This is a genomic window from Streptomyces sp. NPDC096193, from assembly GCF_040302905.1.
Taxonomy (GTDB): Bacteria; Actinomycetota; Actinomycetes; order Streptomycetales; family Streptomycetaceae; genus Streptomyces.
Genome location: NZ_JBEOSJ010000007.1, coordinates 263,909 through 282,645, shown reverse-complemented (window position 1 = coordinate 282,645; position 18,737 = coordinate 263,909). Strand labels below are relative to the sequence as shown.

The window sequence follows — 18,737 nt, the reverse complement described above, 5'->3', positions numbered from 1 at the left end:
TGACAGGCTTCGATCTGGAACGGGTCCAGATCGAATTCGTACATCTCGCGGAAGGGGGCCGCGCCGGAGGGGGCAGCGGCTTCCCGGCCCGCAGCCTCGGATCAGGGCCCGGCCCGGGTGGTGCGGCAGCGGCCTGCCGCACCGCCGGGCCGAGGCCCGCGCCCCCACAGTCCTGCCCCTGGGGCACCGTGCCTCTGAGCCTCGGTCCATGGGCGTCCGGCTCCTGAGCCCGCCCCCGGCGACCGGCGCCACAGCCGGCCGGTCTCCGAGCGCGTGCCCCCGGGGCGCCGGCGCTCTCCTGGACCTCCCCCCACGGCCGTACGCACGGTGCCTCCGCCGACCCGCACCACGCTGACGCCCCGGCTCCCACGGTGCCTCCGCCGACCCACACAGCCCGACGCCCGGCTCACCAAGACGCCCCGGCTCATGCCCATGGCTCACAGAGAGGAACTCCCATGCTCGACCACCTCATCCGATCGGCGACCGTCGTGGACGGGACCGGCGCTCCCGCGTTCGTCGCCGACGTCGGCGTACGGGACGGCCGCATCGCCGTCATCGCCGCGCCCGGCACCGTCGAGGAGGAGGCGAGGACGAGTGAGGACGCCACCGGCCTGATCCTCACCCCCGGGTTCGTCGACCCGCACACGCACTACGACGCCCAGTTGTTCTGGGACCCGTACGCCACTCCCTCCATGAACCATGGCGTCACCACGGTCGCGGGCGGCAACTGCGGATTCACCCTCGCGCCGCTGAACCCGGAACGCCCCGAGGACGCCGACTACACCCGCCGGATGATGTCCAAGGTCGAAGGCATGTCGCTGGTCGCCCTGGAGGAGGGCGCGCCCTGGAACTGGCACACCTTCGGCGAGTACCTGGACGCCCTGGAGGGCAGGACGGCCGTCAACGCGGGCTTCATGGTGGGCCATTGCGCCCTGCGCCGTCATGTGATGGGCCCCGACGCCGTCGGCGGCACGCCCACCCCCGAGCAGCTGGAGCGGATGCTCGCCCTCTTCCACGACGCGATGGACGCCGGCGCCTGGGGTCTGTCCACCACCCAGTCCTCCACGCACTCCGACGGCGACGGCAAGCCCGTCGCCTCCCGGCACGCCGGGCCCGCCGAACTCCTCGCGCTCTCCCGCGCCGTCGCCGACCACGAGGGCACCCAGCTGGAGGCGATCGTCGCAGGCTGCCTCGACCGGTTCAGCGACGAGGAGATCGACCTCTTCGTGCAGATGTCCGCCGCCGCCGGACGCCCGCTGAACTGGAACGTGCTCACCATCGACGCGTCCGTGCCCGAACGCGTACCGCGCCAGCTGATACCGAGCGAGCGCGCCCGCCGGGCAGGCGGCCGCGTCGTCGCGCTGACCATGCCGATCCTCACCCCCATGAACATGTCGCTCGGCACGTTCTGCGCGCTGAACCTCATCCCCGGCTGGGGCGAGATCCTGTCCCTCCCGGTCCCGGAGCGGATCGCGAAACTCCGCGATCCCGCCGTACGCGAGGAGATGCTGCGCCGCGCCGACTCCAAGGAGGCCGGCGTCTTCCGCCGGCTCGCCGACTTCGGCCGCTACGTCATCGGCGACACCTACGCCAAGGAGAACGACGGACTCAGCGGCCGCGTGGTCAACGACATCGCCGCCGAACGCGGCCAGGACCCCTTCACCTGCCTGGTCGAGATCTGCGCCAACGACGAACTGCGCACGGTCCTGTGGCCGATGCCCACCGACAACGACCCCGCGTCCTGGGAGCTGCGCCGGCGGACCTGGGCGCACGAGGACGTCATGCTCGGCGGCTCCGACGCGGGCGCCCATCTGGACCGCATGTGCGGCGCGCCCTACACCACCCGCTTCCTCGGCGACTGTCTGCGCGGCCGCAAGCTGCTGCCGCTGGAGGAGGCCGTGAAGATGCTGACCGACGACCCGGCGCAGCTCTTCGGCCTGCGCGAGCGGGGCCGTATCCACGAGGGCTGGCACGCGGACCTGGTGCTGTTCGACCCGGACCGGATCGAGGCCGGCCCGGCGACGCTGGTGCACGACCTGCCCGGCGACAGCCCGCGGCTGGACGCGCAGGCGATCGGCATCGTGTCCGTGCGTGTGAACGGCGTCGAGACCGTCCGGGACGACCGGATCACCGGCGCGGTCCCGGGCACGATCCTGCGCTCGGGCCGCGACACGGGGACCGTGAGCACCCGGTGAACCAGCGGCTGTTCATCGGCGGCGAGTGGGTCGAGCCCGACGGCGGGTACTACGAGGTCGTCGATCCGGCGACCGAGCAGACCGTCGGACTCGCTCCCGAGGCGAGCCGTGAGCAGGTGTACGCCGCGGCCACAGCTGCCCGCGAGGCCTTCGCCGGCTGGTCGCGCACGAAGCCCGAGGAACGCGCCCGGATCCTGGACGCGACCGCCGATGTCATCCAGCGCGAGGCGGAACCGTACGCCGAACTCGCGCGCGCGGAGAGCGGGGCGACCACCGCCATCGCGCGCGGGATGCAGGTCGCGGTCGGTGCGGCGCGCTTCCGGCGCTATGCGCGGGGCGCCCTGGAACCCGTCGAGCAGGCGCTGCCCCCGCAGATCAACGCGGCGGGCCCGATGGGGCGGGCCGGAGTGTTCGGCGCGCTCGCGGTGCGCCGCCCGGTCGGCGTCGTCACCTGCATCACGTCGTACAACAATCCCTGGGCCAATCCGGCGGGCAAGGTCGCGCCCGCGCTCGCCATGGGCAACACGGTCGTCGTGAAGCCCGCCCCGCAGGACCCGCTGTCCGTGTACCGGATGGCCGATGCGCTGGCGGAGGCGGGAGTACCGCCGGGCGTGGTCAACGTGGTGACCGGCTCCGCGCCCGCCGCCGGTGAGGCGGCCGTCGACTCCGGGGACGTCGACATGGTCAGCTTCACCGGGTCGACGAAGGTCGGGCAGCGCATCGCCGAGGTCTGCGGCCGCGGGATGAAGCGCCAGCTGATGGAACTCGGCGGCAAGGGCGCGGCCCTCGTCTTCGACGACGCCGACCTCGACTCGGCCGTCCAGGGCATCGGGACGACGTTCTCCTTCTACAGCGGCCAGATCTGCACGGCCCCGACCCGGGTGATCGCGCAGCGCGGGATTCACGACCGGCTGGTGGAGAGGCTCGCGGCCTACGCCGGGCACCTCAAGACCGGTGATCCGGCCGAGCCGGGAACGGTCGTCGGGCCGGTGATCTCCGCCGCGCACCGCGACCGGGTGGAGTCCTACATCGAACTGGGCCGCAAGGAAGGCGCCCGGCTGGTCACGGGCGGCGAGCGTCCGGAGTTCGACAAGGGCTTCTATGTCGCGCCCACGCTCTTCGGGGACTGCACGTCCGACATGCGCGTCGTGCGGGAGGAGATCTTCGGCCCGGTGGTCGTCGTCGTCCCCTTCGACACGGAGGAGGAGGGCATCGCGCTCGCCAACGACAGCGACTACGGCCTGATCGACTACGTGTGGTCGGGTGACGTCGCGCGGGCCTTCCGGATCGCGGGCGAGCTGCGGGCGGGCGGGGTGGGTGTGAACACCATCGGCCGGAACATGGAGGCGCCGTTCGGCGGATTCAAGCGCAGCGGGGTCGGCCGGGACGTGGGGTCCTACGCACTGCATGCCTACAGCGAGGTGCAGGCGGTCGTCTGGCCGGGCTGAAAACAGCGCGGGAAAATTTGGAAACCGGTCAAAACGGACACTGCTGCGGTTCTCGCATTCCGGAGGGATGCCCTCCTGACCTGCCGGAGTCGGGGTGTCGGTCTTGGATGCCCTGGAAACCGGTGGCACTTACCGCGCTGGATCATGGAATGGAAGGAGCGATGTCCGGATCTTGCGCCTCCGGATATGGAAACCGCAGCCTTTAACGTCCTGTTCATGACTCAGCTGGATGCGCGGCCCCAGGCCGGAGACACGGTACGGGGCGCCTCCGACGGGGGCGTACGCACCAAGGGACTCGGCGGCAACTCCGTCGGACTGATGGGCAGCGCCGTCATCGGTGTCTCGACCGTTGCCCCCGTCTACTGTCTGACCTCCACCCTCGGCTCCACGGCCGGCGAGGTCGGGCTGCAGATGCCCGCGGTGTTCCTGGCGGGCTTCCTGCCGATGCTGCTGGTCGCCTTCGCCTACCGCGAGCTGAACCGGGTGATGCCCGACTGCGGCACGTCCTTCACCTGGACCGTGAAGGCCTTCGGCCCGCGCCTCGGCTGGATGTGCGGCTGGGGCCTGGTGATCGCGACGATCATCGTGCTCTCCAACCTGGCGGGCGTGGCCACCTCGTACTTCTGGCTCCTCGCGGGCGAGATCACCGGCAGCGAGTCGGTGGCGGCGCTCGACGAGCGCAAGCCCGTGCACATCCTGACCTGCCTCGTCCTCATCGCGGTCGCCACGGCGATCAGCTACCGCGGCATGACCGCGACCAAGGGCGTGCAGTACGCGCTGGTGGGCCTGCAGCTGCTCGTGCTGGCAGTCTTCGTCGCCATGGCCTTCCAGAAGGCGGGCAGTGGCGAGTTCTCGACAGGCCTCGATTTCTCCTTCTCCTGGCTGAACCCGTTCGCCGTGCAGTCCTTCGCCGCCTTCACCGCCGGACTGTCCCTCTCGATCTTCATGTACTGGGGCTGGGACGCCTGCCTGACCGCCAACGAGGAGACGACCGGCAGCGACCGGACCCCCGGCCGCGCCGCCCTCATCGCGATGGTCGTCCTGGTCGGCTCCTACCTCGCCACCGGCGTCGCGGCCCAGATGGCCGTCGGCTCCGGCGACAAGGGCCTCGGTCTCGCCAACCCCGAGACCTCGGACAACGTCTTCGCCGCGCTCGCCGGCCCGGTCATGGGCCCCGGCCTCGGCATCCTGCTCTTCCTCGCGGTCCTCGCCTCGGCGGCCGCCAGCCTCCAGACGACGTTCATCCCCGTCGCCCGCACGGTGCTCGCGATGTCCGCGTACGAGGCCCTGCCGCCCTCGTACGCCCGCGTCCACCCGCGCTTTCGGACCCCCGGCCGCGCGACCGTGGTGGCGGGCGTCGCCACCGGCGTCTTCTACACGGTGATGACCCTGGTCAGTGAGCACGTCCTGGTCGACACCATCTACGCCCTCGGCCTCATGATCTGCTTCTACTACGCACTCACGGCCTTCGCGTGCGCCTGGTACTTCCGCCACGAACTGCTGCGCTCCGGACGCGACTTCGTCTTCAAGGGCCTCTTCCCGCTGCTGGGCGGCGTCCTGCTGGCCGCGGTGTTCGGCAAGACGCTGTACGACATGTGGGACCCGGCGTACGGCAGCGGCTCGGCGGTCTTCGGCGTCGGCTCGGTCTTCGTGATCGGCGTCGGGCTGCTGCTGCTCGGCGTGGTGCTGATGCTGGTGATGCAGCGCCGCAGCCCGGCGTTCTTCCGCGGCGAGGTGCTGACGAAGGACACGCCGTCGCTGGTGACGGCGGACTGACCGGACGGGCTGACCTCGCCTGAGCGGAGGGGCTGCCGGGCCTGAGGGTCCCGGCAGCCCCTCCGTGTACTACTTCCCGTCCGCCGGTTACTTCCCGAGGAAGACCGGGTTGGTGAAGGCCGCGAGCGGACCGGGCATCCCCGGTATGACGACCGGGTGCCGGACCTCGGCGCGCACATAGGTCGCGTACTCCGGCGTCGTACGCCACTCCACCGTCCCCGTGCCCGACGCGGGCAGGGTCACCGTGTGCAGCACGCCCTGGTCGGTCACGAACCGCGCCGAGCAGCCCGGCGCGCCGGTGACGTCGAGACGGACCGTGACCGGGGTGTCCTGGTCGACGCGCAGGCGCTCACCGATCCCGGCCTGCTTCCCGCGGCCTCCCGTCGCCGAGAACGACAGCGACACCGCCTTCGACTCGGCGACATAGCTGCGGCCCGCCGCGATGCCCTCCAGGATGGCCTCCCGGGTCAGGTCGTCGGCGAGGACCACGGTCTGCGGGGTGCCGATGGGGTCCGGGTCGCGGTGTGCGTCGCTGTTTCCCATGGCCGGCGTCCAGCACCCGCGCGAGCGGGCGGCGACGGCCAGCGTGCTGTCCCAGTCCGCGAGGGACACCTCGTCGTCGGGTGTGTAGGGGCCGTTCCACACCTCCAGCGCGTCCGCCTCGCCGAAGCCGAACTTCCAGTTGCAGCCGATGCAGGTGGCGTGCGGATGCGCGGGCACGACCAGACCGCCGGCCCGCCGGATCTCGCCGGCGTAGTGCCCGAAGCGATTGTCCTTGGCGCGGTAGCGCCAGTCGACGAAGGTCCCCGGGTCGGTTCCGAGCGCCAGCACGTGCCCGTTGCGGGTCGTGACCTCCTCGCCCGTCAGGATGAGCAGGTCGTCGCCCGCGAGGTCCGCCCAATGGGCGTGCGCGGAGTGCGTGTTGTGCTCGGAGGAGTTGATGAAGTCGAGCCCGGCGGCACGCGCCAGCGTCGCGATCTCGGCGAGGGTGCGCCGGCCGTCCGAGTACACGGAGTGCACATGGCAGTCGCCGCGGTACCAGGCCCTGCCACGGCCCTTGGCGCGCTCCGGGGGGTAGACGGGCTTCGGCGTCCGGCCGGGGGCGCCGTACCGCAGGGTGATGGTCACCTCGTACGCGAGACCCTGCGGCGCCACGGTGTACGGCCCGAGCGCGATGTGCCACGTCCCGGCGCGCACCGGGCCCGGGATGTACCCGGGCGTCGCCTCGTCGGCCCGGATGAAGAACTCGGTGCGGGCGCCGCCCGACCAGCCGCGGAACCCCTTTCCGCCGAGCGCCGTGCCCCGCTCGTCGAAGATGCCGATGTCCAGGGCGTTGCCCTGGGTGCCCGGCGGCACGACGGGCCGCTCGTAGCTGTACGCCACGTGCAGTTCCCGTACGCCCCGCGGAATCTCGACGGGAAGGTACACGAAGTCGGGCGAGCCGGGCGGCAGGGTGCCGCGCACGACCTCGGTGTGATCGCCGGTGTTGTCCCCGGCGCCGGCAGGCGCGGCGTTCGCGAAGCTCACAGTGCCCAAGGTAAGAGCGGCTGCGGCTCCCGTCACGAGCAGTCCGCGTCTACCCAGCGCGTGTTCGTCCTTGCACATGGCGTCGGCTCCCCAGGGGCGGTGAGTGGGACAGGAGTGGTGTACTCAAACCCTGGTATTGAGCCGTGAACTGCCGTGCAAGGGAAGGGGTTCGGCGGATGGCGGCCGCCTTTCGGGGGCGGTTCTCAGCCGGTCTGCTTCTTCCGCCGCTGCACCAGGAGCGCGATGATGACGATCAGCGCGACGATGACGATCAGACCGATGATCAGCCCGGCCCCGAAGCCCTTCGACTTCTTCTTTTTCTTCTTGCTCTTGCGGGCCTTGTCGATCGTCGAGGTCTCAATGCCGGCCTGGGCGACGGTCGACGAGGTGCTGGCCTGGGGCGCAGAGCCCGGCTTCTGAACCGCCGTCACCGCGGTGGGCGTGGGCGATGCCGAAGCGACCGGCGCACCCACCAGCAGTGCCCCGGACAGCACCAGGGCCGTGGTGGCGATACGTACACGCGTCATGAAGCGGAACCTCCCCGTTGTGACCGAGGGCCTGATCGAGAAGACAGGCCCTGGCCCGGTGTCGCCGGGCTCTCGGCATCTGGCACCGTACGGCATACGTTTGGGCCGCCACCAGAGACGATGACGGAGGGTTCCGTATGCGGATCTCGACCACGATCTTCCTCACCGACGAGACGATCACACCGGTACGGCTCGCACGGGAACTGGAGGACCGGGGCTTCGCCGGCCTCTATCTGCCCGAGCACACCCACATCCCGGTGGAGCGCGTGACGCCGTACCCCGCGGGCGGCGAACTCCCGCCCGAGTACGGCCGCACGCTGGACCCCTTCGTGGCCCTCGGCCAGGCGGCGGCGGTCACCTCGGAGCTCGGCCTCGGCACGGGCATCACGCTGATCGCCCAGCACGACCCGATCGACCTGGCCAAGCAGATCGCCACGCTGGACTTCCTCTCCGGCGGCCGCTTCACGCTCGGCCTCGGCTTCGGCTGGAACAAGGAGGAGGCGGCGGACCACGGCGTCGAGTGGACGACGCGCCGCGAACTGGGCCGCGACCGGATGCGCCTGATGAGGGCGCTGTGGACGGCGGAACCGACGGCGTACAAAGGCGAGTTCGGCTCGGTCCGCGCGTCCGACGCCTACCCGAAGCCGATCAGCGGCCCCCGCACCCTGATCGGCGGCGCGGCGGGCCCGAAGCTGTTCTCCCACATCGCGGAGTACGCGGACGGCTGGCTCCCGATCGGCGGCCGCGGCCTGACGGAGTCGCTCCCGCTCCTGCGCGACGCCTGGTCGGCGGCGGGCCGCGACGTCTCGACGCTCCAGGTGGTCCCGTACGCGGTCCTGCCCTCAGCGGGCAAGCTGGCGTACTACGCGGAACTGGGCGTGGAGGAGGTCGTGCTGCAACTCCCGCCGGAGGGTGAGAGCGAGGTACTGCGGGTGCTGGACGAGTACGGGCAGTACGTGGAGAGCTCACCCACCCCGGGGGCCTGAACGGTCGGCGCGCCGCTGCGGGGCCCCTGAAGGGGCACGAGGGCGGCGGCGGGAACGGCGACGACGGTGAGCAGGGCGGCGAGGATGAGCCGTGAGGTGGTCACGCTCCCAGAGGCTGCCGCGATCTTGGGGGCGGGCCGGGGAGACACGCGTGCGGGGGTGCGGGTGGTACCCGGAGGGGGGATGGGTCGTGTACTGGGGGTGCGGGCGCGTGGGGCTTTCGGTACGCGAGAGCGGGTGGAGCTCTGGTCGATCCACCCGGGTTCACCAGGGAATGACCCTGGGTTTGCGCAACCAGAAGCCGTGCCGGGACGTACCGGAGGACGGCCTCAGCCAGGGGCGGAGTTCGCCGGTCCCGTCGGGCTCTGCCCGGTGCATGAAGCGCTCGTCGAGAGCTCTCAGGAGGCCGGCCAGGGCCGCCTGGGCGGTGTCGGGGAGTTCGCTGAGGGAAACCTGCAGCCGGTCCCTGGAGTCGAGGTCGTTGGAGTAGGCACTGATGGGGTACTGACCCTCGACCTGCCAGTCGGCCTCCATGCGCCGAATCAATCGCTCCCAGAACGAGAACCTGTTCTTGAGCGAGTAGACAGGCTCGGTAATCTCTTCCCGGACTTCTGGCGCCACCCTCGAGCGCTCGACGCTCAATCGTCGTGCGTCGCTTGCTGCGATGCTCGCGAGAGTTGCCTCCGTCAAGGATGCCCACGTCGCGTCGGTGTCGGGTGCGTTCATGACGGGTCCGGCGGGACCGACTCGGCTGCGGAGGTGATGATCGACCATCTGGTGAGGAGGCCCACACCCTCTCCCGAGACATGAATTCTGGCCGCGTGAGGAGGGTCGAAGAACTCCACGAATCGCCCTTCGTATCGCTCGATTCGATCCAGAGTGATGCGCACCTTGAGGTGCCCGAGGCGGAAACTCTCGTCGCTGGTGAAGACATCACCGACGCGAGGCATGCCCCCGACGCACCGGACGATGCAAATCCCTCCGATGTCGCTCGACTGTTCCACGGATTCGATCTGAAACCTGCCTATGTCCGCCATGTTGGTAGGCCTCTGGTGGGGGCTCGATGCCGCGTGTCATGAGCGGTTGAGGTCGGCCCTGTTCAGGGTTGTGAAAAGTCACGCTCCTCGCGAAGTTTCTGCAACGCAATCTATCGTGCTGCCAGCCGGAGCTACTTGCCCAGCGGATCCTGCGACCGTCGTTCCTCTAGTCCAGAGTGCGCTTGTTGATGCCTCAGAGGTATTCGCTTGCCAGATATTCTAGGTGCTCCGCTTCTGACCCGCTGAGCCGATCCTTCTGCAAGTTCCGCAGAGGTTCCAGGTCATCCGACTCAATGAAGCCGGTCTCCGTCAGCTCACTCAGAGCGTGAAGCTCACTTTCCAGACTGTCTCGAACCGTTTCCAAGGTAGCTGCCGAGGCAAGCAGGCCAGCCACGATTCGAACTTCTCGACGATCGAACGAGTGAAGCAAGTCACATGCCATTTCGCAGGCTTCTTCTCGTGTTCTGGGCAGCGTGGAGGTCAACCCCCTGGCAATCTTGATGAGGTTGCTATCGCCTAGTGACATTCGTCCTCCTGGAATGTTGAGGGGCTGGGCCGATTTAGAGACCGTTGTATTCCTCTGGCCAGAGCATATGGGTCGCTGAAGCGGCGTCGGAGTTATGGTGCGGGCTCCTGGGGTTATGTACTTCCCTGTGATAGAGGTTCCCCATCATGTCTTGATACCGACCGCTGATCTGGATCCTGTATATGTCGTTCCAGCGTGAGGATGAATCTAGGGGAACGTTAGGGCCTCTGTCCGGCCCGTGTATTCGCAACCGAACGCGCCTATCTTCCGAGTCTCTCCAGATGTACTCCAATCCGTACTGTGCTCCTCCGTTGGAATCCGGCGTAAGCTCTCGAATCCTGGCATGGTCTGGAACCACACTCATGGGATCTCGCCCTGTCATGTCCCACGGGCCTGGTCCTGCCGGTGAGTCGCCAGTTTCCTCTGGGCAGCCTTCCGGCGCTAGGCCGAGGGGGTCGACTGCAATAGTCGGATTCGCTACATAGCACGCTGGGCTGGGTGCCGGCTCCAGTCCTAGTGGATCCAGTGTGAGATAGCGCGCACTCTCCGGGTCGTAGTGCCGAAAGAAGTTATAATGTGCCCCCGTTTCAGGGTCGAAGTATTGTCCCGGAAACCGCAAAGGGGTATACGCAGTACTCGATGTTGCCCATGTCGTCGTCCCCCACACTGTGCTGCGGGTGCGCCAAGCCAGTTCGCCCGACTCGTCGATCAGTTCGCTCGGCGTACCTACCAGGTCGGTGACGATCGCGAAGAAACGTTCGTCGATCGCTTCCTGGGAGGTGTCCCCGGTGACGATGCGTTCGGTCTGCGCAAGCGGGCGCAGGCCGTCGTGGTCCCACGTCAGCGCGACCGGGTTGGGCAGCTCACAGCTCTCGGTGAGCTGTTCGCACAGGGTCGTGCCGTCCCAGGTGAACGAGACTTGCTCCAGGACCGTCACACCGTCGTCTGCGAGACGTTGCTTGGCTGTGCGGCGGCTCATCGCGTCGTACTGATAGCGCCACACCGTTCCGTCCGGTGTGACCACCGACGTCAGCCGGTCCTCCGCGTCCCATTCGTACCGCCAGGTGTCCGGCTTCCGCGAGAGGCGGGTCTTCTGTCGTAGGACGACTCGGCCTTGCGCGTCGTGCTCGTAGCGGACGTTGCCGGCTCGTGTGATGTTCGTGCCCGCGTACGTGCGTGTACCGGTTGCCTCTTGGCCCGGATGCGACGTCGGCCACGAAGCCTCCGTCTGATTGCCCGCGGAATCGTAGGCGTACCGCTCCGTCCAATCGGTTGCGTGGACCGCCGTGACGCGACCAGCGCTGTCCAGGTCGAAGCGGCGGGAGCCGGAGAGTCGGTCGTCGATGCCGACCAGGTTGCCGTCTGCCCGGTAGGTGTACGAGCGACGCTGAAGATCACGGCCACGCGTGGTGACGTGTTGATCCGTAAGGCGGCCCAGTGCATCGAACTGGTGCGAGAGCGTCAGCGTGTCACCGATGTGCTGGGCGAGCTCGCGGCCCACTGCGTCACGCTCGAAGGTCAACGTGCGGCCGGATGTCGTCAGCTCGGTGCGCCTGCCCGCCGCGTCGTACGCCCAGGTGCTGACCGCCCCGCTGGGCGTAGTCCTGCCGGTGCGACGTCCCACCGCATCGAGGTCGAACGACATCCGCCGCCCGTTCACCGTCTCCGACGTGAGCCGGCCGAACCGGTCTCGCATCCTGACCAGCGTCGCGTCCGGGCCTGTCGCTGTCGCGAGCTCGTCGAAGATGTCATACGCGAACGTGGTGACCGCACCCGCCGCGTCCTTGCGCACCACTTGGCCGAGCTCGTTGTGCTCGAACCGCACCACGTGACCGAGGCTGTTCGTCCTTGCGGCTAGCCGACCCACCCGGTCGTACGCGTATGTCAGGGTCCGGTGGTCGAAGTCGGTCTCCGAGAGCAGCCGCCCCGCCGCGTCGTACGTATAGTCCCACGTCAGGCCCTGCGGATTGGTGACCCGGGTCAGCCGGAGGTTGCTGTCGTGGCTGAACTCGTACCTCACGCCGTCCGGGCCCGTACGGGCCGCCAGCAGGTCGAAGTCTGTGTACTCGAAGGTCGAAACTGCGCCCATGGCGTCGGTGTGGCTGAGGCAGTTGCCTTCGCCGTCGTAGGTCCACGACTGCTCGGTGCCGTCCGGCTCGATGCGCCGGGACGGCTTGCCCTCCACCGTCCACTCCAACTGCGTGGCCGCGCCGAGGGCGTCAATGACGCGGACAGGCCGGCCGAACGCGTCCCGCTCGTAGCGGGTCGTCGCCCCCAGAGGGTCGGTGATCTCCACCGGCAGTCCGGCGCGGTCGACGCGCACGGACGAGGTGTGCCCCAGAGCGTCCGTTACTGATACCAGGTGACCCGCCGCGTCGTACGAGAACCGGGTCGTCGCCCCCGAGGCCTCCGTGATCGACGTCCGGTTGCCCCGATTGTCGTACGTCTGGCGCGTGATCGTTCCATCCGCCCCCCGGATGTGTACCGGGAGTCCCAGCTCGTTGTACTGCGCGTGCAGCTCACGTCCGTCCGGGCGTACAACAGTGGTCGGGCGGCCGGATTCGTCGTACACGGAACGGCTGGTGCGACCCAGCGGGTCCGTCACGGACAGCAGCCGGTTGCGGCCGTCGCGTTCGAAGAGGGTGCGCGCTCCCGTCGCGTCGATCTCGCCGACGACCTGAACACGTTCGTCGATGAGGTAGCGCTCGCTGGCACCGAGGGCGTCCGTCACCGAGTGGACCCGCAGGCCGGTGTCGCGGTCGACCTCGTCCCAGCGGAACGTCGTTGCGAGGTGCCCGTTCGTTCCGGATTGGGCGACACAGCGGTCGTGTTCGTCATAGACGTAGTCGAAGTGACTGCCGTTCCTGTCCGTCCAGGACGTGATGCGACCGTGCTCGTCGCAGCCGAAACGCAGCGGCAGACCCGAGGAGTTGATCACCTCGGTGAGGTGGCCGTCGGTGTACCCGTACCGCAGGATCTCCTGGTCGAAGCCGTCCGCGGCGGCGCCGGCCAGGTGCAGGGCTGTGATGCGGCCGTCGTCCGTCGTCAGCTTCAGGTGGTAGCCGCTGTGGTGGACGATCGACGTCGGCGCGCCGTCCTCGTCGTATTCGAACGTGATCCAGCGCCCGTTGCGGTCATCGATCTGTGCCAGCAGGGCGAGTTCGGGGTTCCGTGTGGCGAAGTGCCGGACACGGCCCGAGTCGGGGTCGGTGATCGTGTAGTCGCCGCCTGCGTCGATCTCCAGGGACCACTCTCGCCCGTGCGTGGGCAGCACCGGAACGCCTGGCGCCGGGTGCGGATACGCCAGCAGGCTGACGTCGTCACAGATGAACACGACGCCCTCGGAATCGATCTCCAGGCGCTGGTCGGCCGTGCTCGACCAGGCCGGGCCGAACCAACCACCCGCTCGGTACGACGACTCGAAGGTCCGCTCAAACACCAGCGGCAGCGATGCCGGCAGGGCGATGTCCGTCTGCGGCAGGATCATCCGCCCCGTCGCGACATCGACCGGGTCCTTCTTGCAGACCTTCTCGCCGCACTCGCGACTGCTGCCCTCGGGTTCCTTGTCGTGCCCCGCACGCCCCTTCCCCGGCGGCTGGTCCGCAAGGTCCTTCGCCCCGGTCTTCAGCCCGGCACGCACACCTCCCCGAACCAGGCCTGTGCCCTTCGTCCCGAGCACCTCCGGCACCAGCCGCCCGAAGAACTCGCCCGGGTCGCCCTTCGCCGCCTCCCACGCGTTCTTCAGCGCCCTGTCCGGGTTCGCCGCGGTCGATACCAGGCCCGCAAGCGTCGTGTTGAGGCCCTTCCAGTACTCCGCCGGGTGCGTGATGTTGTACGGGTCGATCGGGTTCACCGAGCGGACGAAGTTCACCAGGCCCGCCGTGCCCTTGATGACGCCGCCGCCGAAGTGGGCCAGCTCGACTCCCTGGCCCATGCCGTAGTCCGCGAGCTCGAGCGTCAGCTTCTCGCGGCCCGTCGGCTCCTTCGGCGCGTGCGCCATCGCCGCCGTGACCGCCGACTTCGCCGTATCCGCCGCCTCGTTGCGGTGGCGGCGTGCTTCCTTGAGGATCTCGTGCGCCCGCTCGCGCTTGGCGACGCCCGGGTCGGAGAAGGGCTCGGGCCGCGGCGGCGGGTTGTCGCTGTTGCGGGCCGCGTTGTAGGCGTCGACCTTCTTGTTGTACGTGTCCGCCGCCGTCTTGGAGGACTCGTTGCCCTCCTTGTAGAGGGCGATCGCCTCCTTGGCCTTACCCTGTGCGCTCGTGACTGCTTTGGAGTACGTCTCCAGCGCCTTCGCCGCATCCTCGAAGGCGTCCGCCGCGTGCAGCCAGTCGGTCGGCAGGGTCTGGAACTTCTCCCGGAAGGTGTTGGCCGCCTCGCCCTTCCAGTGGCTGGAGTCGAGCTTCTTCATCCCGCCGCCGACCAGATCGAATGCCTTCTGGAAGTCCCGCAGGTTCTTCACGGTGGCGGCTATCTTGCCCGGGTTGCCGTGGACGAGTTCATTGGCCTCCTCGGTCTGGCCCAGCTGCTGTTCGCCCACCTCGGCGCCGAGCGAGGAGGCGGTCTCATCGCCCCAGTCCTCGACGGAGTCCGCCCAGTCGTGCGCGCCGACCTTGTCCAGGCCGTCGCCGACCTTGTCCGTCGCCCAGTCGACACCCTCGCCGACCTTCTCCTTGGCCTTGTCGATGCCGCCGTCGATGACATCGATGCCCTTGTCGGCCCATGCTCCCCAGTCCGGCATCAGCGGTTGTCCCCCCAACGCGGCTCTTCGGCCTGGGCGATGGTCTGCTCATCCGGATCGAAGGTCTCCCGCAGATCCGCGTCGGCCGCGTCCCGCACTTTCGAGTCGATGAGACCCGATCGCTCCATCGAGTCCAGCTGGGCATCCATCACGTCGTAACCGGTGTTCTTCCAGGTCTGGTTGACCTCTTTCTGGGCCTGTGAGAAGGACTCGCCGCTCCAGGTGGCACCGTCGAACGCGGACTGGGTGCTGATCTTGTCCCAGCTCATCCCCTTGACCTCTTCCTCGGTCAAGTGCGGGTTCCCGTTGAGGGAATTCACCCCGATCTTGATCGAGTCCTTGACGTACTGATCCTGTTCGGCGAACGAGCCCGCCGACAGGCCGACGCCCTGCGCGAAGCCGTTCCCGCGCAGCGTCAGCGCCCGCACGCCCCACTCCCAGCGGTCGCAGAACGTCTGGAACTGGTCGGTCAGGCCGGTGTGGCCCAACTCCATCCCGGACAGAGCCAGATCGGAGAACCCGCGTCCCACGCTCGCCTCGCCGATCATGCCGAGATCCTTCAGCTCGGCATGCGCCAGGTTGATGCCCTTGGCGATGTCGGCGAGAGCCGCCGGCGGTACGTTCAGATCGGAGCCTTCGCCGCTCACTGTGTTCCCCCGAGGTCGACCGCCACAGCGTCGGGCACGATGCCCTTCACCGGCGGAAAGAGCATTCCGTCGTCGCTTGCCGCATCGAGCGCCACACCGGCGGGCATGCCGAGCATCGGCACCATCACATCCAGCAGCCGCGCACCGAGGATGGTGCGGTACGTCCACTCACGGGCGGCGCTGCCCTGAGCCTCGGCGAACCGGGCCAGGGACTCCTCGTTCGAGAACGCGCAGATCCAGCGGACGCCGTTCTGGTCGGCGGTCCACAGGCTGTCCTGGTCGTCGAACGGCACCAGCACGGCCGTACGCCGAAATTCGCCAAGCAACACGGCAAACTCATGCCGACCGCGAGCGATCCGGTCCTCGTCGGACTTCTGCTGCTCCGGTGCCCCCGCCGGGCAATTCACCTGCTGGTCAACCAAATCGGCCAGCCGCGAGCGCTGACCCGGCTCCTCGGAGCCGCCCCCGTTCTCCGTCATGCCCAGCATCGTGCCATGGTCGTTTTTTCGAAAGCAACGGGGTAAATGGGGATCATTGAGGCCTGAACCGAACAAATGTGCCTGATTGATGGCTCAACCACGCCGGCCCGCGTCGCCCGGTGCGTTCACGGCCCACTACCCACCACACCACCAGCTCGTATCCTCGACCCCATGACCGATCACCAGCCCGAACCCCCCGCGCGGCCCGCCCGGAACGCCATGCGCCGCGCTCTCAAGCGTGCCCGGGACGGGGTGGCCCTCGATGTCGGGGAGGCCGCCGTGCTGTTGCAGGCGCGGGGGGAGGACCTCGACGATCTGTGTGCGTCCGCCGCGCGGGTGCGGGACGCCGGGCTGGAGGCTGCCGGGCGGGCCGGGGTCATCACGTACTCCAAGAGCGTGTTCATCCCGCTCACCCGGCTGTGCCGGGACAAGTGCCACTACTGCACCTTCGCCACCGTCCCCGGCAAGCTCCGGCGTGCCGGGCACGGGATGTTCATGTCGCCCGACGAGGTGCTCGCCATCGCCCGGCGCGGGGCCGAGATGGGGTGCAAGGAAGCCCTCATCACGCTCGGGGACAAGCCCGAGGACCGGTGGCCCGAGGCGCGGGAGTGGCTGGAGGCCGAGGGGTACGACGACACCATCGCGTACGTACGGGCCATGGCCATCCGAATCCTGGAGGAGACCGGGCTGCTGCCCCACCTCAACCCCGGGGTCATGACCTGGACCGACTTCCAGCGGCTCAAGCCCGTGGCGCCGTCCATGGGGATGATGCTGGAGACCACCGCGACCCGGCTGTGGAGCGAGCCCGGCGGGCCGCACCACGGGTCTCCCGACAAGGAACCCGCCGTGCGGCTGCGGGTGCTGGAGGACGCGGGGCGCAGCTCCGTGCCGTTCACCAGCGGGCTGCTCATCGGGATCGGGGAGACGTACGAGGAGCGCGCGGACTCGCTGTTCGCGCTGCGCCGGATCTCCCGGGCCTACCACGGCATCCAGGAACTGATCCTGCAGAACTTCCGCGCCAAGCCCGACACGGCGATGCGCGGTATGCCGGACGCCGAGCTGGACGAGCTGGTGGCCACCGTCGCCGTCGCCCGGCACATCATGGGCCCCTCGGCCTGCCTCCAGGCGCCGCCGAATCTCGTGGACAGCGAGTACGGACGGCTCATCGGCGCCGGCATCGACGACTGGGGCGGGGTCTCGCCCCTGACCATCGACCATGTGAATCCGGAGCGGCCCTGGCCGCAGATCGACGTCCTCACCGAGCAGTCGGCCGCCGCGGGCTTCCGTCTGGAGGAACGGCTGTGTGTCTACCCGGAGTTCGTCCGGCGCGGTGAGCCGTGGCTCGATCCGCGGCTCATGCCGCACGTACGGGCACTGGCCGATCCGGAGACCGGGCTGGCCAACCCCGACGCGCCCGTCCAGGGCCATCCGTGGCAGGAGCCCGAGGAGGGCTTCACCGCCGTCGGGCGTACCGATCTGCACCGCACCATCGACACCGACGGCCGTACCCACGACCGCCGCGACGACTTCGACGAGGTGTACGGCGACTGGGAGTCGCTGCGTGAGGCCGCGGCGCCCGGGATGGTGCCGCAGCGCATCGACACGGATGTGCGCGGTGCGCTGAAGACCGCGGCCGACGATCCGACCCGGCTCACCGACGACGAGGCACTCGCCCTGCTGCACGCCGACGGGCCGGCCCTCGACGCCCTGACGAGGATCGCGGACGAGCTGCGCCGCGATGTCGTGGGCGACGACGTCACCTACATCGTCACGCGCAACATCAACTTCACCAACGTCTGTTACACCGGCTGCCGTTTCTGCGCCTTCGCGCAGCGGCGCACCGACGCCGACGCGTACACCCTCTCCCTCGACCAGGTCGCCGACCGGGCGGCGCAGGCGTGGGACGTCGGTGCGGTGGAGGTGTGCATGCAGGGCGGTATCCACCCCGACCTGCCGGGCACGGCGTACTTCGACATCGCGCGCGCCGTGAAGGAACGCGTCCCGGGGATGCATGTGCACGCGTTCTCCCCGATGGAGGTCGTCAACGGCGCCTCCCGGACCGGCCTGTCGATCCGCGAGTGGCTGACCTCCGCGAAGGAGGCCGGGCTCGACTCGATCCCGGGCACCGCGGCCGAGATCCTCGACGACGAGGTCCGCTGGGTACTGACAAAGGGCAAGCTGCCCACCGCCACCTGGATCGAGGTCGTGACCACGGCGCACGAACTCGGCATCCGGTCCAGCTCGACCATGATGTACGGGCATGTGGACCAGCCCCGGCACTGGCTCGGCCACTTCCGGACGCTGGCGCGGATCCAGCAGGAGACGGGCGGGTTCACGGAGTTCGTGACCCTGCCCTTCATCCACACCAACGCGCCCGTCTATCTCGCCGGTATCGCCCGGCCGGGGCCGACCGCGCGCGAGAACCGCGCCGTGATGGCGATGGCCCGCCTTCTGCTGCACCCGCACATCACCAACATCCAGACCAGCTGGGTGAAACTGGGCACGGAGGGCGCGGCCGAGATGCTGCGCTCGGGCGCCAACGACCTGGGCGGCACCCTGATGGAGGAGACCATCTCCCGTATGGCGGGCTCAAGTTACGGCTCGTACCGCTCGGTGAAGGATCTGGTGGCGATCGCGGAGGCGGCGGGGCGGCCGGCGAAGCCGCGGACGACGCTGTACGGCGAGGTGTCCGAGGAGCGGCAGCAGGCCGCCGCCGCGTCCGACGGACATCTGCCTGCGCTGCTGCCCCTCGTGGACTGACCACCCCCCTGGTGGACTGAACCACGCGGCACGGACACGCGCCGGGTCGCCCGCGGCCGGGCCCGGGGAACACGTGGGCAGGGCAGGACAC

11 protein-coding genes are annotated in these 18,737 nt (G+C 69.0%); 5 read left to right on the top strand and 6 right to left on the bottom strand.

All coding sequences use genetic code 11. The features are described from left to right. The first annotated feature begins 455 nt into the window (after positions 1-455). The 3 genes from ABTX78_RS14170 to ABTX78_RS14160 all read left to right on the top strand — a co-directional run bounded on the left by ABTX78_RS14170 (position 456) and on the right by ABTX78_RS14160 (position 5,419). Positions 456-2,195 carry an N-acyl-D-amino-acid deacylase family protein gene (locus ABTX78_RS14170; protein ID WP_352207055.1) on the top strand — a complete coding sequence of 580 codons (1,740 nt, stop codon included), beginning with the start codon at positions 456-458 and terminating at the stop codon, positions 2,193-2,195. Continuing rightward, positions 2,192-3,643, top strand: coding sequence for an aldehyde dehydrogenase family protein (locus ABTX78_RS14165; RefSeq protein ID WP_352207054.1), 1,452 nt, complete (start codon positions 2,192-2,194; stop codon positions 3,641-3,643). The genes ABTX78_RS14170 and ABTX78_RS14165 overlap by 4 nt, the downstream gene beginning before the upstream one ends. Before the next feature lie 216 nt (positions 3,644-3,859). Further along, on the top strand, positions 3,860-5,419 hold the full coding sequence (locus ABTX78_RS14160) for an APC family permease (RefSeq protein ID WP_352207053.1): 1,560 nt from the start codon (positions 3,860-3,862) through the stop codon (positions 5,417-5,419). Between the two features lie 87 nt (positions 5,420-5,506). On the opposite strand, the gene ABTX78_RS14155 is transcribed toward ABTX78_RS14160, so the two are convergent. Beyond that, entirely contained in the window at positions 5,507-7,024 is a 1,518-nt protein-coding gene (locus ABTX78_RS14155) for a CehA/McbA family metallohydrolase (protein WP_352207052.1), read from the bottom strand. A gap of 125 nt (positions 7,025-7,149) precedes the next feature. Beyond that, positions 7,150-7,473, bottom strand: coding sequence for a hypothetical protein (locus tag ABTX78_RS14150; protein WP_352207051.1), 324 nt, complete (start codon positions 7,471-7,473; stop codon positions 7,150-7,152). Between the two features lie 137 nt (positions 7,474-7,610). On the opposite strand from ABTX78_RS14150, the gene ABTX78_RS14145 reads away from it, so the two are divergent. Further along, positions 7,611-8,459 carry an LLM class F420-dependent oxidoreductase gene (locus ABTX78_RS14145; protein WP_352207050.1) on the top strand — a complete coding sequence of 283 codons (849 nt, stop codon included), beginning with the start codon at positions 7,611-7,613 and terminating at the stop codon, positions 8,457-8,459. 264 nt (positions 8,460-8,723) lie between these two features. Here the strand turns inward: ABTX78_RS14145 and ABTX78_RS14140 are convergent, their stop codons facing one another. The 4 genes from ABTX78_RS14140 to ABTX78_RS14125 form a co-directional block, all read right to left on the bottom strand. Next, a complete protein-coding gene (locus ABTX78_RS14140; RefSeq protein ID WP_352207049.1) occupies positions 8,724-9,185 on the bottom strand; it encodes a hypothetical protein in 462 nt (153 codons plus the stop codon). Positions 9,186-10,056: 871 nt separating this feature from the next. Then, positions 10,057-14,760: a putative T7SS-secreted protein gene (locus ABTX78_RS14135; protein WP_352207048.1), complete on the bottom strand. Its 4,704-nt coding sequence runs from the start codon at positions 14,758-14,760 to the stop codon at positions 10,057-10,059. Then, positions 14,760-15,407 carry a hypothetical protein gene (locus ABTX78_RS14130; RefSeq protein ID WP_352207047.1) on the bottom strand — a complete coding sequence of 216 codons (648 nt, stop codon included), beginning with the start codon at positions 15,405-15,407 and terminating at the stop codon, positions 14,760-14,762. Before ABTX78_RS14130 ends, ABTX78_RS14135 begins: the two co-directional genes overlap by 1 nt. After that, positions 15,404-15,886 (bottom strand): SseB family protein, encoded by a 483-nt coding sequence (locus ABTX78_RS14125; protein ID WP_352207073.1) that lies wholly within the window; start codon positions 15,884-15,886, stop codon positions 15,404-15,406. Before ABTX78_RS14125 ends, ABTX78_RS14130 begins: the two co-directional genes overlap by 4 nt. 171 nt (positions 15,887-16,057) lie before the next feature. Here ABTX78_RS14125 and ABTX78_RS14120 point away from each other — a divergent pair, with 171 nt between their 5' ends. Next, positions 16,058-18,646 (top strand): bifunctional FO biosynthesis protein CofGH, encoded by a 2,589-nt coding sequence (locus ABTX78_RS14120; RefSeq protein WP_352207046.1) that lies wholly within the window; start codon positions 16,058-16,060, stop codon positions 18,644-18,646. Positions 18,647-18,737: the final 91 nt, after the last annotated feature.

Excerpts from the sequence above, each read along its gene's own strand:
- ABTX78_RS14170 (WP_352207055.1), top strand. The coding sequence starts at position 456 with ATGCTCGACCACCTCATCCGATCGGCGACCGTCGTGGACGGGACCGGC.
- ABTX78_RS14160 (WP_352207053.1), top strand. The coding sequence starts at position 3,860 with ATGACTCAGCTGGATGCGCGGCCCCAGGCCGGAGACACGGTACGGGGC.
- ABTX78_RS14155 (WP_352207052.1), bottom strand. The coding sequence starts at position 7,024 with ATGTGCAAGGACGAACACGCGCTGGGTAGACGCGGACTGCTCGTGACG.
- ABTX78_RS14150 (WP_352207051.1), bottom strand. The coding sequence starts at position 7,473 with ATGACGCGTGTACGTATCGCCACCACGGCCCTGGTGCTGTCCGGGGCA.
- ABTX78_RS14145 (WP_352207050.1), top strand. The coding sequence starts at position 7,611 with ATGCGGATCTCGACCACGATCTTCCTCACCGACGAGACGATCACACCG.
- ABTX78_RS14140 (WP_352207049.1), bottom strand. The coding sequence starts at position 9,185 with ATGAACGCACCCGACACCGACGCGACGTGGGCATCCTTGACGGAGGCA.
- ABTX78_RS14135 (WP_352207048.1), bottom strand. The coding sequence starts at position 14,760 with ATGCCGGACTGGGGAGCATGGGCCGACAAGGGCATCGATGTCATCGAC.
- ABTX78_RS14125 (WP_352207073.1), bottom strand. The coding sequence starts at position 15,886 with ATGACGGAGAACGGGGGCGGCTCCGAGGAGCCGGGTCAGCGCTCGCGG.
- ABTX78_RS14120 (WP_352207046.1), top strand. The coding sequence starts at position 16,058 with ATGACCGATCACCAGCCCGAACCCCCCGCGCGGCCCGCCCGGAACGCC.